This is a genomic window from Paenibacillus sp. p3-SID867, from assembly GCF_025142895.1.
GTDB lineage: Bacteria > Bacillota > Bacilli > Paenibacillales > Paenibacillaceae > Paenibacillus_AQ.
The window spans coordinates 275,276-291,144 of sequence record NZ_JAMBDM010000005.1 but is presented as its reverse complement, the minus strand read 5'-3'; the positions used below and the strand labels follow the sequence as shown (position 1 = coordinate 291,144).

The 15,869-nt window shown below is 48.4% G+C and carries 14 protein-coding genes and 1 pseudogene; 8 read left to right on the top strand and 7 right to left on the bottom strand.

The genetic code is table 11. The features are described 5' to 3' along the window. Positions 1–10: 10 nt before the first annotated feature. Positions 11–388 (bottom strand): spore photoproduct lyase family protein, encoded by a 378-nt coding sequence (locus M4D81_RS13040; protein WP_397376684.1) that lies wholly within the window; start codon positions 386–388, stop codon positions 11–13. 167 nt (positions 389–555) lie between these two features. On the opposite strand from M4D81_RS13040, the gene M4D81_RS13035 reads away from it, so the two are divergent. The 6 genes from M4D81_RS13035 (at position 556) to M4D81_RS13010 (ending at position 8,113) form a co-directional block, all read left to right on the top strand. Beyond that, on the top strand, positions 556–1,308 hold the full coding sequence (locus tag M4D81_RS13035; RefSeq protein WP_194540549.1) for a response regulator transcription factor: 753 nt from the start codon (positions 556–558) through the stop codon (positions 1,306–1,308). Then, complete coding sequence (locus tag M4D81_RS13030; protein WP_071219182.1) at positions 1,277–2,926, top strand: sensor histidine kinase; 1,650 nt, start codon at positions 1,277–1,279, stop codon at positions 2,924–2,926. Before M4D81_RS13035 ends, M4D81_RS13030 begins: the two co-directional genes overlap by 32 nt. 204 nt (positions 2,927–3,130) lie before the next feature. Next, the gene (locus M4D81_RS13025; RefSeq protein WP_260066757.1) at positions 3,131–4,768 is read left to right on the top strand and encodes an extracellular solute-binding protein; all 1,638 of its coding nucleotides are present in this window, start codon (positions 3,131–3,133) and stop codon (positions 4,766–4,768) included. Positions 4,769–4,873: 105 nt separating this feature from the next. Beyond that, positions 4,874–5,824, top strand: a complete 951-nt coding sequence (locus M4D81_RS13020) for an ABC transporter permease (protein ID WP_083397542.1) — start codon at positions 4,874–4,876, stop codon at positions 5,822–5,824. A gap of 10 nt (positions 5,825–5,834) precedes the next feature. After that, entirely contained in the window at positions 5,835–6,722 is an 888-nt protein-coding gene (locus M4D81_RS13015; RefSeq protein ID WP_260066755.1) for a carbohydrate ABC transporter permease, read from the top strand. Between the two features lie 227 nt (positions 6,723–6,949). Continuing rightward, positions 6,950–8,113 (top strand): GntR family transcriptional regulator, encoded by a 1,164-nt coding sequence (locus tag M4D81_RS13010; RefSeq protein WP_083397541.1) that lies wholly within the window; start codon positions 6,950–6,952, stop codon positions 8,111–8,113. A gap of 203 nt (positions 8,114–8,316) precedes the next feature. Here M4D81_RS13010 and M4D81_RS13005 read toward each other — a convergent pair whose 3' ends face one another. Both M4D81_RS13005 and M4D81_RS13000 read right to left on the bottom strand, forming a co-directional pair. Next, complete coding sequence (locus M4D81_RS13005; protein WP_260066754.1) at positions 8,317–9,564, bottom strand: glycosyltransferase family 2 protein; 1,248 nt, start codon at positions 9,562–9,564, stop codon at positions 8,317–8,319. 156 nt (positions 9,565–9,720) lie between these two features. Beyond that, complete coding sequence (locus M4D81_RS13000) at positions 9,721–11,076, bottom strand: sodium-dependent transporter (RefSeq protein WP_260066753.1); 1,356 nt, start codon at positions 11,074–11,076, stop codon at positions 9,721–9,723. A 330-nt stretch (positions 11,077–11,406) separates the two neighbouring features. Here M4D81_RS13000 and M4D81_RS12995 point away from each other — a divergent pair, with 330 nt between their 5' ends. Continuing rightward, positions 11,407–11,634, top strand: coding sequence for a DUF896 domain-containing protein (locus tag M4D81_RS12995; protein ID WP_071219177.1), 228 nt, complete (start codon positions 11,407–11,409; stop codon positions 11,632–11,634). Between the two features lie 120 nt (positions 11,635–11,754). Here M4D81_RS12995 and M4D81_RS12990 read toward each other — a convergent pair. The 3 genes and pseudogenes from M4D81_RS12990 to M4D81_RS12980 form a co-directional block, all read right to left on the bottom strand. Then, positions 11,755–13,048 (bottom strand): annotated as a pseudogene (locus tag M4D81_RS12990) (glycosyltransferase family 2 protein). Then, positions 13,041–13,184 carry a hypothetical protein gene (locus M4D81_RS12985; protein ID WP_260066752.1) on the bottom strand — a complete coding sequence of 48 codons (144 nt, stop codon included), beginning with the start codon at positions 13,182–13,184 and terminating at the stop codon, positions 13,041–13,043. The pseudogene M4D81_RS12990 and the gene M4D81_RS12985 overlap by 8 nt, the downstream one beginning before the upstream one ends. A 44-nt stretch (positions 13,185–13,228) precedes the next feature. Beyond that, on the bottom strand, positions 13,229–14,104 hold the full coding sequence (locus M4D81_RS12980; RefSeq protein WP_260066751.1) for a diguanylate cyclase domain-containing protein: 876 nt from the start codon (positions 14,102–14,104) through the stop codon (positions 13,229–13,231). A gap of 303 nt (positions 14,105–14,407) precedes the next feature. Here M4D81_RS12980 and M4D81_RS12975 point away from each other — a divergent pair, with 303 nt between their 5' ends. Then, positions 14,408–15,307: a sigma-70 family RNA polymerase sigma factor gene (locus M4D81_RS12975; protein ID WP_220686825.1), complete on the top strand. Its 900-nt coding sequence runs from the start codon at positions 14,408–14,410 to the stop codon at positions 15,305–15,307. Here the strand turns inward: M4D81_RS12975 and M4D81_RS12970 are convergent. Next, entirely contained in the window at positions 15,276–15,722 is a 447-nt protein-coding gene (locus tag M4D81_RS12970; protein ID WP_194540560.1) for a carboxymuconolactone decarboxylase family protein, read from the bottom strand. The two genes, M4D81_RS12975 and M4D81_RS12970, sit on opposite strands and share 32 nt — an antisense overlap. Positions 15,723–15,869 lie beyond the last annotated feature (147 nt).

The window sequence follows — 15,869 nt, the reverse complement described above, 5'->3', positions numbered from 1 at the left end:
CGAACAACTGCTAGAAAACCCCGACGGTTTCGGCCTTATAAACATATTTGAACTTTCCGTATCTCCCCCATTTTAACTGCCGATCTTCCTTGTCCATATTCAGTATGGTTTTGGGGTAACGCTTTAAAATCGTGCTTTTGGCCGTTTTGGTAAAGCGGTGCTGAATGAGCTCGAACGTCAGATCTTTGACCTCCACATGGCTCAATCGCGCATGAGGCTTCTGTAACAAATGCCAATATCCCTCTTGCCATCCGTCATATTTGACGATTGGGGCAATGATGAAACCTAACGGATACCCGGCTTCGGCAATTTTGCCCGCTGCTTCAATTCGTTCATCGAAGGAAGAGGTACCCGGTTCAAAATAACGGATCACGTAATCGGCAATCATGCATTGTCGAAGGAAGCAAAAGGCTTGACGGCTGCGCAGTCTTAAACATGAATTTGAAAGCCCTTTCTTAAAACTGTGATATACTACGACAAAACAGGTATACCATTATAACAACCTATATTTCCCTATATCAGCCCCATACTTTCACCAGCAAAGGAGATTGTCTGATGTTTAATGTTCTTATTGTTGACGATGAGTCCATTCAAAGAGAAGGCATTAAAGATTTGATCTTTCAGTACCGCTTCCCCTTTCAGGTATTGGAAGCCGAGAACGGAATGAGTGCAAAGCGAATTCTGCTGCAAAACGCGATTGACATCCTGATCACCGACGTCAGAATGCCTCTTATGGACGGACTGGAACTGAGCAAGCAAGCCCGAAAGACCCAGCAGGATTTAAAAATTGTCATCTGCAGCGGGTATGACGAATTTGAGTATGCCCGCAGCGCTATCCGATTGGGCGTGGTAAATTACTTGCTCAAACCGCTTGTCAGGGAAGAGTTTCTGCAGGTGATGGAGGATATTACACAGATCAGTCCTTATGGCGGGGAGCTTGAACAGGTTACGATCGAATCGAAGGTCATCCGTCAGGTTAAAGATTATGTGAAGGATCATCACCAGCGGGATATTTCGTTGTCGGATGCCGCCGAGGATGTGTACCTGTCTCCGGGGTATTTGAGTATTTTATTTAAAAAAGAAACCGGGGAGAACTTCTCGAAGTATTTGACCGACTACCGCCTGCGGAGGGCAAGCTATCTACTGAAACACTCAAATATGAAAGTCAATGATATTGCAGGAGCGGTGGGTATCGACAACCACTCTTATTTTGCCAAGCTGTTCAAGAGCAAGTTCGGCGTAAGTCCATTACAATACAGAGAGTGCGGGGTGCTCCATGATCGGATGGATAAAGAGCAAGTTCAATGATATCCGGTTCCGCAACAAGCTGCTGTTGTCCCATCTCATCATTGCACTCATTCCGATTCTATTGCTAGGACTGCTCTCCTTCATCCAGTCCTACCGCATTCAGATGAAGGAATTACGGAGCGAAGCGGAAGCGAGCCTAGAACAGGTGGCCAACATAATGGACTATAAGATCAACCGGTACAATACGCTGAGCGAGTTCATGGTACTGAACCGGGAGTTATCGCAAATTTTCATTAAGGACTATGAAGAGAACTATTTTAACATGTACCTGGATTTCCGGGACATTCTGGAGCCATTGATCTCGAACATTCGGCTAATGGATGATGATATTGAGGCCATTACCTTTTATACATCCGGAGAACTGCTCGGGATTCGCGATAATATTTTGCCCATCGGGGAACTCAAGAGCAAGTCTTGGTACGATGGATTTCGCGGAAGGCGCTGGATTGTGGACGGGGAGAAGTTGTATCTCGTCCAGGAATTGATCAGCAATCCCAAGGACAGCAATTTCATGGTGATTTCCATTCAGCATGACAGCATCTTTGCTGATATGGACAAACTGTCGGAGCATGTAGCGGTTCATATCGAGGATGCTGAGCAGCGTGTGATTTTCAAGGAAAGGAAGGAGTCCGATGCTTCAGCCGATTTGGAGAGTGGGGAGACGGGCGGTCTGAACCTAAGCCGGTCGCTCGCGAATAATGGATGGACGATTCACTATAATCTGCTGAATACGAATGCATATGCAAATGCACTGGGTATTTTTCAAATTACGTTGTTTGTCATGATCCTCAGCTTGATCATTACATTTCTGCTCATTTATGTGATCTCCAACAACTTTACACGCCGAATTATCCATATCAAGAACAAGGTAGACAAGGTGGAGCAGAATAACCTCGAGGTGATTATCCAGAGCTCATCTCGGGACGAGTTCGGCGAGTTGACCAATGGCATCGGCAAAATGCTGAAACGGATTAACAGTCTAATCTCCCAGGTGTATCAAGCGGAAATCGCCAAGAGGGAAAGCGAATATAACAAGCTGATTAATCAGATTAATCCGCACTTCCTATACAACACCCTCTCCTTTATTCGGTGGAGGGCCGAGAAGAAAGCGGATATCGAAACGAGTTATATGGTATCGGCATTGGCCCGGTTCTATAGAACGACGCTGAATCAGGGGAGACAGTTGGCTACGATCAAGGATGAGGTGCAGCACATCAAGGCTTATCTGGATTTGCAGCTTATCATGAACGATGGCCGATTTGACGTGGATTACCATATCGATGAAGAAGTATTAGATACCGAGATCATTCATTTTATTCTGCAGCCGATCGTGGAGAATGCCATCAAGCACGGTTTTGTGGAGACTGGAGGGGCAGATTACCACATTCATATTGGGGTTAGCCGGGTCGAAGGGGGCATGAAACTTATCGTCAGCGATAACGGGGTGGGCATGACTCCCGCGCAGGCGGCGAGGCTGCTGGCCGGGGAGAGCGGCGGCTGCGGCGTTCGGAACGTGAACGACCGGATCAAGCTGTATTACGGACTGGATTACGGACTCGATATTCATAGCGAACCAGGCAGCGGAACGGAAGTATCCATGGTTATTCCGGCCTGCTGAACAGCGAGCGTTATTCCATCCATTATCCATCGTGTTGATAATGAAAGCGGTGTGCTGAGGCAGCCGCTTTTTTGGGGTTTGAAGTTGAGAACAAGGAAGGTCATGAAAAAAGTGATACATATCCAAAAAATGTTGCATATACGCCAATTATGAAACCGCATACAATTTGGTTATCAACAAAACGAGAGAAAAGGGGATGACAGGATGAATAAGCGTAAAAAGATGGCTTCGCTGCTGCTCGGGTGCATGATGCTGACTGTATTCAGCGGCTGCGGCGGGAGCGCTGGGGACAGCGCACAGCCGCAAATTTCAGAACAGGACTTTGAGCCTTACGGGAAATACGAAACGCCGGTGGAATTTACGATCGGCCGGAATACCAATCATGTGAACAACCTGCCTCCCGGCGATACGATTGAGGACAATTTGGCTACCCGCTATGTGGAAGACCGGGTGAACGTAAAAGCTAAGGTGGCTTGGGAGACGGACGATATGGATCAGAAGCTGTCGCTGTCGATGACAACGGGCGATCTGCCGGATGTGATGCTGGTCAGCCGCGATATCTTCAACCAGCTGGTGGATAACGACCTGATTGCCGATATGACGGAGGTGTACGAGAAGACCGCATCCGACGGCGTCAAGAATATCTACGCTTCTTATGGCGACTTGCTGCTGGACCAAGTCAAGGTGGACGGTAAAATCATGGGCCTTCCGATGACGAATATCGGAAACCAGCACCAACTGCTGTGGGTACGGAAGGACTGGGTGGATAAAGTCGGCGCACAGATGCCGGAATCCGTTGAGGATGTATGGAATCTCGCCAGAACGTTCGTAGAGAAAGACGCCTCGGGAACAGGCAAAACGGTTGGGATGGTGATGGATGCCAATGCCATGAACTTTACACCCGTTTTTGCTGCACGCGGTGCTTTTCCAATGAATTGGATCGAGAAGGATGGCCAGGTTGTGTATGGATCGGTTCAGCCCGAGATGAAGCAAGCGTTGGCGGAGCTGAGCGCCATGTACAAAGAAGGTCTGATTGATAAACAGTTCGCCGTCCGAACGAATGAAGAGAAGGAAGCGCTTGTGATCAACGGGCAGGCAGGGATACTGTTTAACCCATGGTGGATCGGCTACACCAACTACAAGGATTCCATCAAGCAGGATCCCGATGCTGTCTGGGTTGCTGTATCGGCACCCGTGGATGAGAACGGCAAGTTCAAGACCATCCGTCAGGATCCGGTGGGCGGCGGTATCGTCGTAGTCAAGAAGGATTTCGCCCATCCCGAAGCGATCATGAAATCGGTCAATCTAACAACGGATTTCCTGTACTCCTTAACCGATGATGCGGTCAATTATAAGAAAGAGCACCCCGATGAGATGCTGACAGACGCAAGCCGCTGGAATAATGATCCGACACAAATTCCGATGCAAGTGGACTATGACGATGTGTTGAAACGTTATTACGAGGATCTGATGAAGGCGGATGAATCCGGTGATGCTTCCTCCGTGCAGGAAGATCGGGTGGTGTCCTTCAAGGCGTATCAGGAATTCAAGGAAAAAGGAAATGCCATCGACGTGAACACATACGGCGAATACCTCTCCCGCATTGAAGGTCAGCGCGAAGCGAACAATCCGAATCTGGAAGTGATTCCTGCCGGCTTCTATGGAACCACCGAGACGATGAAGCTGAAGTGGGCCAACCTCCAAAAGCTCGAAGAGGAGACCATATTGAAAATTATTATGGGACAAGCTCCCGTTGATGAATTCGATAAGTTCGTGGACACCTGGAAGCGTACCGGAGGCGATGAGATTACGGAAGAGGTCAACGAGATGAGCAGTAGATAAAGATAGCATGGGCCTTGGCGCGGAGGGCTATGGTGGTCAGCCGCGCGGGCTTTTTTATTCGATAAGGCTTGTCCTGACAGGGACATGATGGAGGTGAAGCGGACGATGGCGCAAGTGGAAACAACCGTCAATCAAGAGCTGGAAGTACGATACCGTAGGAAAAAGAAACGTAAAACCTTTGACGAAATGACCTATCATGCGATGCTGCTGCCTGGCATGGCCATGCTGTTCATTTTCTCGATTGTGCCGATGTTCGGGGTGGTCATGGCTTTTCAGAAGTTCATCCCCGCAAAAGGAATACTCGGTTCCGCATGGGCAGGTCTCGACAATTTCACGTATATGTTTCAATTGCCGGATGCCAAGCAGATCTTCGTCAATACGCTGGTCATCGCGGTCGGGAAGATTGTTCTCGGATTGATTGTGCCGATCGTATTCGCCTTGCTGCTTAATGAGGTGCGTCTGAAGCTTTTCAAAAGCACGATTCAAACCATTGTGTATTTGCCGCATTTTATGTCATGGGTGGTCCTGGGCACGATGCTGACCATGATCTTTTCCTTTGACGGCATGATTAACAATTTCCTTGAGTTTCTGGGGCTGGAGCGGATCATGTTTCTGGCAAGCAACGACTGGTTCAGGCCGCTGCTCATCGTGACGGATACCTGGAAGGAATTCGGTTACGGGACGATTGTGTATTTGGCTGCATTGACGGCGATTAATCCGGCTTTGTATGAATCCGCCGCAATGGACGGCGCAAGCCGCTGGAAGCAGACCCTGAATATCACGCTGCCGGGCATGTTTCCGACGATCATCCTGCTGGGCACGCTGAGTCTCGGCAATGTGCTCAATGCGGGATTTGACCAGGTGTTCAACCTGTATAATCCGCTGGTCTACGAGACGGGTGATATTATCGATACATTTGTGTACCGCATGGGTCTGATCAATATGCAGTATTCATTTGCAACCGCGATTGGACTGATGAAGTCGGTTATCAGCTTTGTACTGATCGTGATTTCCTACAGGCTGGCATCGAGGTATGCGGGGTACAGAATTTTCTAGGAGGGTTAGCATGATTCAATCGAAAACATTAGGATCCAGGCTATCCCGCCTGATGATTATGTTCGCTTTGGTGCTCATTACGTTTGTGTCGCTGGCCCCCATCGTCAACACGATCATGGTGTCCGTCAGCAGCAGTGCGGCCGTTAATGCAGGACGCGTCTATTTCTTCCCGGTGGAGCTGAACTTCTCTTCCTACGGGCAGATCCTGAACGACGCGAAGTTTTGGAAGGCGTTCCTCATATCCGTGGAACGGGTGCTGCTTGGGGGAGCGATCAACATGATCTTAACCATCCTTATGGCTTACCCATTGTCACGGAGCGTCACGCAGTTCCGATCGAGAAACAAATACATGTGGATTATCGTGTTTACCATGCTCTTCAGTGGAGGAATCGTCCCCTGGTATATGGTGATCAGCAAGCTGGGGTTGATCAACAGCATCTGGGCGTTGGTTCTGCCGGGTGCGGTTCCAGTCTTCAACGTGATTCTCCTGATGAACTTCTTCAAGGGCATTCCGAAGGAGCTGGAGGAGGCTGCATTCATAGACGGTGCCGGTCCGCTGAAAATCCTGCTCAAGATCTTCATCCCGATCTCCATGCCCAGTCTGGCGACCATTACGCTGTTTGTCATCGTCGGTCACTGGAACAATTTTTTTGACGGGATCATCCTGATCAATGACAGCGAGAAAATACCGCTTCAGACCTATCTCCAGCAGCTCAGCCTGACGCGCGACCAGATGCAGAATCTCTCGGTCGAACAGCTTCAGCAGTTCAATAAAATCTCCAACACGACCCTGAACTCTGCCAAAATTCTGGTCTCCATGATTCCAATTCTGCTCATCTATCCATTTTTGCAGCGTTATTTAATCCACGGAATCGTCCTGGGGGCCGTGAAGGAATAGTTCAATACACGGAGTAGGTATCGACAGGGAACAGCGCTATTGCATGAATCTTTCGGAGCGAAAGATCATACGGCGCTGTTTTGTCATGTATGGGATTGTTTAGAGGGGAATGATGATCTGATTATTTATGTAAGCGGTTATCCGCGCAACATGGACAAATTAAACATATCATGTTATATTGTTATATGAATTAGCATGTTTTGGAGTGCCGTTGGAGGGATATCAATTTGAAAGATGCAGCTTCCGCAAAGCCGATGTATGAACAGATTTTTAACGAGATGAAGCGAAAGATTTCCACACATATTTTCCGCATTGGCGATAAAGTTCCTTCGGAGAAGGAACTCGCGGACGAATACGGAGTTAGTCGAATTACAAGCAAGAAGGCATTAGATATGCTGGCGGCTGAAGGCGTGATTGTGCGTAAACCGGGCAAGGGATCCTTCGTAGCTGACCCGGATGAGCCCGTGGCACAGAGGGAATCATTTTCCTCAGAAGGCGGAGTTGTCAGAGCAGCTAGCCAAGAGAAGATGATCGGTCTTGTCATTACAGATTTTTCTTCAAGCTACGGAACACGCCTTGTCTACAGCATGGAGCAGTATTCGAGGGAGAATGACTGTTTTCTGGTACTGCGCAGAACGTTTGGAGACCAGGATAATGAGGAATTATCCATTCAGAAGCTGCGCAATCTCGGCGTGAACGGTCTCATCGTGTTTCCCGCTCAGGGGGAATATTTCAATGCCGAAATATTGAAGCTGGTCATTGCCCGTTTTCCGCTTGTTCTGATTGATCGCAAGCTGAAGGGAGTAGCAGCGGCTTCCATCAGTACAGATAATCTGGGAGCAGCCGTTCAGGTAGTGGAGCATTTATTTGATTTGGGACACCGTTATATATCCCTGCTGTCTCCTCCGCCGAGGGACACGACAGCGGTTGAAGAGCGGATTGAAGGGTTCGTGCAGGCTCATGCCGCCCGGGGCATCGCGTTTGATAAGGAGATCTGGATTAGTGACGTGACGGCCACTTTGCCCAATGCCTTCCATGAGAGCAATATTGAACGGGAAATCCAGCGGATCGTGCAGCACTTGCAGGATAACCCGGCGATTACTGCCTTTTTTGCGATCGAATATAACATTGCATTGCTGGCCAAGGTAGCTGCAGAGCGCCTCGGTTTGCGGGTGCCGGAGGATTTATCCATCGTATGCTTTGACAGTCCGCAGCTGAATATCGGTGAGGGCTATTTGTTTACCCATATGCGGCAGAACGAGGAAGAAATGGGGAGGCTGGCGATTGAGACGGTACTTGGCATCATGAATCACGATGATGTAGCAGTCGAGAAGCGATTGCCTGCGGAATTGGTGGTTGGAGCATCTACCGGTCCTGTAAAGAGTCAGTGAGAGTGATATATTTGTATTCTTGTCCGCTATAGATATACATGAACAAACCATGTGCTCGGGTAAATGCGAGCGCATGGTTTGTTGTTTTTCTTTTGAATGGATAACTGCTTCATTATTCAAGTAGAGATCGCAGTTAATATGATATAGCATTTCGTTTTTATATATTTACTCAAAGCGGTGTTTCTTTGCCATTCGCTTCACATTTATTTTTCTACTTCAATATCGCTCAAATGAATAGCTCTTGTATGCTTTGTAGGATTCCAATTCACGTTCTTCATCGTAATGAGTGACCAAAGGAACAGCGGGACGTAAGTTAGATTGAAGAAGTACAGGTATGCATAGCTCCGAAAGAGGCTTACTTTATTTTTCGAGTCAAGAAACTGTGCGTATCCTACATAAATGAATTGGAATAACAAGCACATCATCCAAACTTGCCAAGGAATCAAATGATGAGCATCTAATAAGTCGGTAGCCATAGACATGAGAACAAGGAGACCTGTTGCTGCACTCAAAACAATTTTGCCAGGATTAATAAGGTACATAAAACCATCAAAAGCTTTGAAGTCCAGCTTGCTAATGAATCTCCAAATTAATTTGTGAGCGTATTTGAAGCAGACATCCCAATGCCCTCTTGCCCATCGGAGACGCTGAATGCAGGAAGATTTGAAGCTTTCCGGCTTTTCATCGTACACGCGCGCAAAGTGGCACCATGTAGCTGGTACTCCTTCAAGCAAACACTGCATAGTAAACTCAAGGTCTTCCGTTAAGGATCGAGCGGTCCAACCGATCGTTTTGAATAGAGTCGTGTCTACGCAGAACCCGGTTCCACCGATCGCGTTTCCTAACCCCAATCTGGACTTGGCAAGCTGCCAAGAGCGGTTCATGAAAATGTAGCTTACGGAGTAACCTATGGTCACCCAGTTGTCATCTGGATTCTTGGAATCCAGGTAACATTGTATTAATTGATCTCCGTTCAACAAGTGGTTATTCATTTCCCTTAAATAGTTCAACGAGACGAGGTTGTCGGCATCGAAGAAGGCGATACCGTCAAAATCATCGATTAACCTGTCGCCATACTGCTCAATTGCGTATTTGATTCCGTAAGGTTTCCCCTTTTGCTCTCCTGGCAGGTATGTATGTTCAATAACGGTAGCACCAAGTTTTCCAGCGATCTTACTTGTTTTATCCTTACATCCATCAGCAATAACGCACACTTCATAGAGCTCCTTCGGGTAATCCATGTTATGAAGATTCTCTACAAGGTGTCCGATAACCGCTTCTTCGTTGTGTGCAGGAATCATCAGAAGAAATCTTTTTAAAGGCTTATGTTCTTTCAGTCTCTTGGGTTTTCCAAAGCCAAAGAGACTGATCAGCATCCAATATGCCCAGAAGAACAGTAGGAGGTATTGAATAAGGGTTAATCCAACACCAAATGCATACTCAAAATTCATTACTAGCCCGCCCTTTTTTACAAATTCCTTGCTGGATTGATAACGATAGAATAATAGAATGTAATACAGGAAGATGAATATGAATGGGCAAGGATATAGAAAAAGGCAACCCCATTCGCCCCCATCATGTGGCGATGAGATTGCCTTGGCAGCCAATTAATCGAACTTGATCACGCCCGTGGTATGGAGCAGCACCAGTAATACGAGAACCGGCGCGATATAACGGAGCATGAACAGCCATACCCGGAACCAGCCGGCTTTAAGGCCTGCCGCATCTGCCGCTCTCTTCCAGAAGTACCCTGCAAAGATAGTGGTGATCAGACCCCCGAGCGGAAGCAGAATATTCGATGTGACGAAATCCAGCCAGTCAAAGAAGTTTTTGCCGCCGATATCGGTAAGCCCGGGTACGATGCCGAATGACAACGCGGAGGGTAGACCGACCAGCATAACCAGCGCGCCGATGACCAATACAGCTTTGGTACGTCCCCAATTCCAGCGGTCCATGACATAAGAGGTTGGGACCTCCATCAATGAGACGGAAGAGGTTAAGGCGGCGATGGCTAGAAGTATGAAGAACAATCCCCCGAAAAAAGAACCCAGCGGCATGGCCGAGAAGGCAGCCGGCAAGGCAATGAAGACAAGAGAAGGGCCGGCATTGGGCTCGATCCCGAAGGAAGCGGTTGTCGGGAATATAATAAGCCCGGCAATAAACGCATAAATCAGGTCGCCCGCGCCGATGGCGAGGGTTGCCGGACCTAGCGATTGCCGCTTATCCACATAAGCGCCGTAGGTCAACAGAATCCCCATCCCAAGCGAGAGGGAGAAGAAGGCGTGTCCCAACGCGACCAGCGCCGCTTCCGGGCTCAGCTTCGAGAAATCAGGATTTAAGAAGAAGGATACGCCTTCGCCGGCTCCAGGCAAGGTTACCGCGCGGATCATTAATACGATCAACAGAATGATCAGGCCCGGGATCAGAACCTTGTTGAATTTTTCGATTCCTCCGGAGATGCCTTTAGCTACCACCCATCCTGAGATCGCAATAGCGACGATTTGCCATATAATCGGCATGTAACCTTCCGTAAACGCAGTAAATTGGCCACCGAAATCGGTGTTGTTATACAGATTGCCGCTAAATGACATGACCGCATAATGAAGCGTCCAGCCTGCCACAATGACATAGAAGGTCAGAATGAGAAATGGTGCAATAACCTGGAGCAATCCCAGGTGCCCGAAGGCTTTCGGTCCGCCCGCTTTGACAAAGGAAGTTGCGGCACTCCCGCGGCCAGCTCGTCCAATGGCGAGTTCTGCCAGCAGGACAGGCAAACCGATCACGATGAGACAGACGATAAAGAGCAGGAAGAATGCTGCACCGCCATGTTCTCCCGTAATGTAAGGGAACTTCCACATGTTTCCGAGGCCGACAGAGCTCCCGATCGCGGCCAGAATAAATCCAGCAGAGGAAAACCGATCATTTTTTCCTGTTGAAGCTGGGTTGTTGAGCTGAGATTTCATAGATGTTCCCCCAGTTGATTAAAGTTAAGTTCCTCTATTATATTTCATGTTCTGTCAGAAAGGCATAAGTAATTTTTCCTAAGGAATCAGAACCCGTATTTTTATTATGCTGCGAACGCAAAGTTTTCAATACTAACATTAACCACGATTTGTAAATAAATAAACCTTAAACACCAAGTTTAAGGAAGTGAAGAGACTTTGGGTAGGGAAAAAATCACAAATGCGCCTGTCGATAATGAATGCTGGCAGGGGTTGACAAATATCTTGGTTTATTATATCTTTATATTAAGATAACTGTTTGATCAAAATCATATGGAAAAGAGGGATATCATGATTCAAAGCTTAACCCGGATTAATGAATTGGCTAAAAAACAGCGGGAGGGCACACTCACTGCTGCGGAAAAAGCCGAACAGCAAGTTTTACGCACGGACTATCTGCGTGAAATTCGCGGACAGGTGCTAAGCACCTTTTCGGGATTAAGCATCGTGGATCCCGCCGGAAATGATGTGACACCTGCGAAACTTCGTAATGAGCAGAAAAAGCTGAGAGAAAATTAAAGTTTCGGTGACTGTGTAACGCCCTTACACAATAAACATAATGAAACAAGAAGAAAGGGTCGCCATGTATCATGGTAATCCCTTTCTTCTTATTTTAAACGTAGATACGTGGGGACTCTCCTATCCAAACCGCTCCGTCTTATACCATTTGGACTCCCTGCCCGTGATTTTATCCACGATCATGGAGTAGAAGGCCTTAACGGATATAACAAGAAACAGCTGGGCGTAGGTGAAGTACGACACGCAGGATAGAATGAAGTTACGTGTGTTGCTCTGGCCGATGTCCGTTGCGAGCGCCAGGTTAATCTGCAGGACGTAGATGTAATACATTAAGGCCCAGGCAATAATGAGATACATATAGACATCGCCCTCAAACCTGAAGGGAGAGACGACGGCCGGATTAAACAGCGCGATGATTTGATACACAATATTGGTCACAAAAATAATATCCGAGATGATGATGGCAATCATAAACCAGAAGTAACTGGCCGCATAATACAGCACATGCAGCTTAATCCGCCAGCTTGTCCGATCGAACAGATGATGAATGTTATCTGTGACGACGCTGTAGTTGCCTTTGGCCCAGCGTTCACGCTGCTTCATGTACACCTTCAGGTCCTCGGGCTCTTGCTGATAAGCTTCGGCTTGGGGTGCCAGCGCAATCAGCTGGCCTCTTGTCAGGATCTCGAACGAAATTGCGGTATCTTCGGTGATCGCATGCTCATCCCATCCGCCGATGTCCTGAATGAGCGCGGTTTTCACGATAAAGTTCGTGCCGGGAATGGTACCCAGCTTAAACAGCTGCCATAACCCGGTATGATGTACGCGCTGAATGGTCACCAGCTCCAGATTGATACAGCGGGACAGAAAATTCTGTCCGCGGTTCCGGGCCTTGTTGCGGCCGAAGACGGCCCCGTAGCGTTCGGGCTGCTCCATCGCTTTCTGCGTCAGGAATAACAGCGCATTTTTCTCGGGTGCGGCATCCGCGTCGTAGACACAGATCCATTCGCCTGTTGCCCTTGAGCGCATCGTTCAGGGCGCCTGATTTGCCGCCGGTTCCGGTTCTCTCCAGAATAAGAAAGTCGCGGTCCCGGTAATGTTCATTGGCTTTCAGCGCCATTAAGCGCTCGACCGTATGATCCTTGCAATTGTCGGCGATGACAATCACCTGCATTTTGTGATGCGGGTAATTCATCTGCAGAATGTGCTCTACCGTTGCCTGGATGACCAATTCCTCGTTATGCGCGGGCACCATGACCGTCACGGTGGGGAAATCCTCCAGATTGCTCGGATTCACCAGCTTCTGCCGGTTTTGTTTATGAATGAACACGATGGCCCCGGCCATGATAATGATCGATTCCAGCACGGCAATCCATATACTGATAATGGAGATGACCAGGAAAAAGTCAGTCACTGAACTTCCCCCGATCGTATTTTCGTTTGACTTTCGAACGGAAGCTTAAGGTGGAAATCGTCAGAATGATGATGGCTATGGAGAACATGATGCTGACCCCGATGCACAGAGGGATAAACCAGTTGGTATACGACATCGGCTGCAAGCCTCCTTTTGATTGATGGTGGCAACTTAACTTGATTAAATATATTCCCCGATGAGGTCGGTTTCGGTATTCCGTTCTAATGCAGAGATGACGTCATCGATATTTTCGTATCGGCTGAATTGCTCCTTCTGGAACACAAGGCCGCCGGCGCGGACTACAAGCTTGAGGGACATGCCTTTCTTGTCACGGAAGGGCACGTTCATCATGGCGATTTTGATGCGGTCCATGAGGCTTTTGAGGTACTCCGGCTTGGTGAGCGGGCACAGAATGATAAAGCGTCCTTCGCCAATAGAGAATTTATAGTCCTCGTAACGAATCTGCTTCTGAATTGTGCTCGACAGTTCCATAATCAGCTTGGCAAAACGGTGGGATCCGACAGACTCCCTGGTCAGGGGGAGAAAATCGAGCTTAAACATCATGATGCAGAAGCTGTACTGATCCGCATACCGATTGGCCAGATTGGCTTGTTTCACCAGCGTATCTGCGAAGGCATCCTTGCTGCCAAGAGAGGTGTCGATATCAATATCCGGATTTGTTTTTCTTAATTGCTCGAGACGTCGGATAAACCTGCGGCTTCGCACCAGAGCCAGTTTGATGAAGATGGCAACGGCAGTATTGGCGGGCAGCAGCAGAATCCAGGACAGCGTGAGCGCATTGACCGGGGCCAGCGTGGACAACCATACGAAATAAGTGACCAGATACACAAAAGCCGCCACCGTCGACACGCCTACCGGAAGAAAGAAGCCGATCAATAAGGCGGCCAGTGTGCCAACGCTGAACAGGAATTCCGTGAAAGTAAAACTTTGATTTACATAGATGTTCCAGAATATGAACAACTGCTGGACCACGGCGAGAGCAATCAGCAGAAAATATCCGAATTCGACGCGACGTAAAGGAGTGGATTTTTTCATGTTTTACCTACTTTCTAAACTCTTCAACCTTTTATCGCTGTAGTTAAGCCATTCCATATGTTATTTAAAAATTACCCAAATGTCGATAGATTTATCGAATGTTGTCATAATCTGCATATTGGATGACGAACGCTGTGTTGGTTGACCTTCAAACTCTCTGATAAACTGACCCTTCCGGGAATCCGGGGATATGGGGTAGAGTAGAGAATAACATCTTCAGATGTCACAGGCGGTATGGCTCATTTGTCTTATAAGTGGTGTAGCTTTCATGCCGAAAATATACAGAGTAAGAAGGTGTGTCTGATGTTATTGGATCAAATCTATACCGAATACAAGCCGATGATGTTCGGCCTGGCTTACCGGATGCTGGGGAGTGCAGCGGATGCGGAGGACATCGTACAGGATGTTTTTTCCCAATTTGTACAAATGGATCGGGGAGAAGTGCTGAACGAGAAAGCGTATTTGGCCAAAATGACAACGAACCGCTGCATCAACCTGTTGAAATCGTCCAGACGCCAGCGCGAGACGTATACCGGTCCCTGGCTCCCGGAGCCGATGCCGGATTATGACATGCTGACGCGGTCCGATCCTGCGGAACGCCGCGAAACGATTGGTTATGCCTACCTGGTGCTGCTTCAGCGGTTAACGCCGCTGGAGCGTGCCATTTATATCGCCAAGGATACGCTGGGTCTTGAATACCCGATCATAGCGGAGATGCTTGGAAAGACGGAGATCAGCTGCCGCAAAACCTTCAGCCGTGCCAAGCAGAAAATGGGCCAGGCCACGGAAAGGGCTAATGGAGAAACCGCCCGGACGGAAACGCAGGAACGCTTCGTTGAAGCATTCCTGCGGGCGTCCGATATGGGCAATTTTAAGCCGCTGCTGTCTTTTTTGAAGGAAGAGGTTACGCTGCTATCGGATGGCGGCGGCAAAGCGAAGGCTGCCATTAATCCGATACTGGGCGTGGAACGGGTACGTGCGTTTTTCGAGGGGTTGTCTGCCAAAGGCTCGTTTCGAGAAGGCTTTGAGCCTGTTTCCGTAAACGGAGAGCCCGGCTTATTGCTGAAGCGGGACGGCAGGGTCTCCATGGTGCTAACGGTAGAGTGGGAACCCGACTTATCCCGCATCCGCCAGATTTTCCTTGTGGTGAATCCGGATAAATTGCAGCTATTTAATCAAAACAGCCCGGGAACAGCCCTGTAGCGACACCGATCCGATTCCAGGCATTGATCGTTGTGATCGCCATGACCAAATCGACGAATTGTTTCTCGTCAAAATGCTTGCGGACGCGTTCGTATACCTCTACAGGAACGCCGGCCTCGGACAGCTTGGTGACGCACTCTGTCAATTCGATGACGGCCCGTTCCTCGTCGGAATATATCGGAACTTCGCGCCACATGGGCAGCAGGAGGAGGCGGTCCACGCTTTCGCCCATGGAGAGCAGATCCTTGGAATGCATATCCACGCAGAAGGAGCAGCCGTTGATCTGGGATGCCCTGAGCTTAATGATCTCGTACAGCTTGTGATCGAGTCCGCTTTTTTGGGCCGCTTGCTCCAGGGCAAGCAGGGTTTTGAAGGCTTCGGGATTGGCTGATCGGTAATTCATTCGCAGTTCCATGTTCAGTTCCCCTTTACGTATGATTTTGGATGTTCACCCATATGACAGTTAGCCGTGCAGAATTGTGACATGTTCAAACGGAAAAAAGAAAGAAACCCTCAAAAGGTGGAGAACGGAAGACAGAAAAAGGAATGGCGCTTCTTGGCA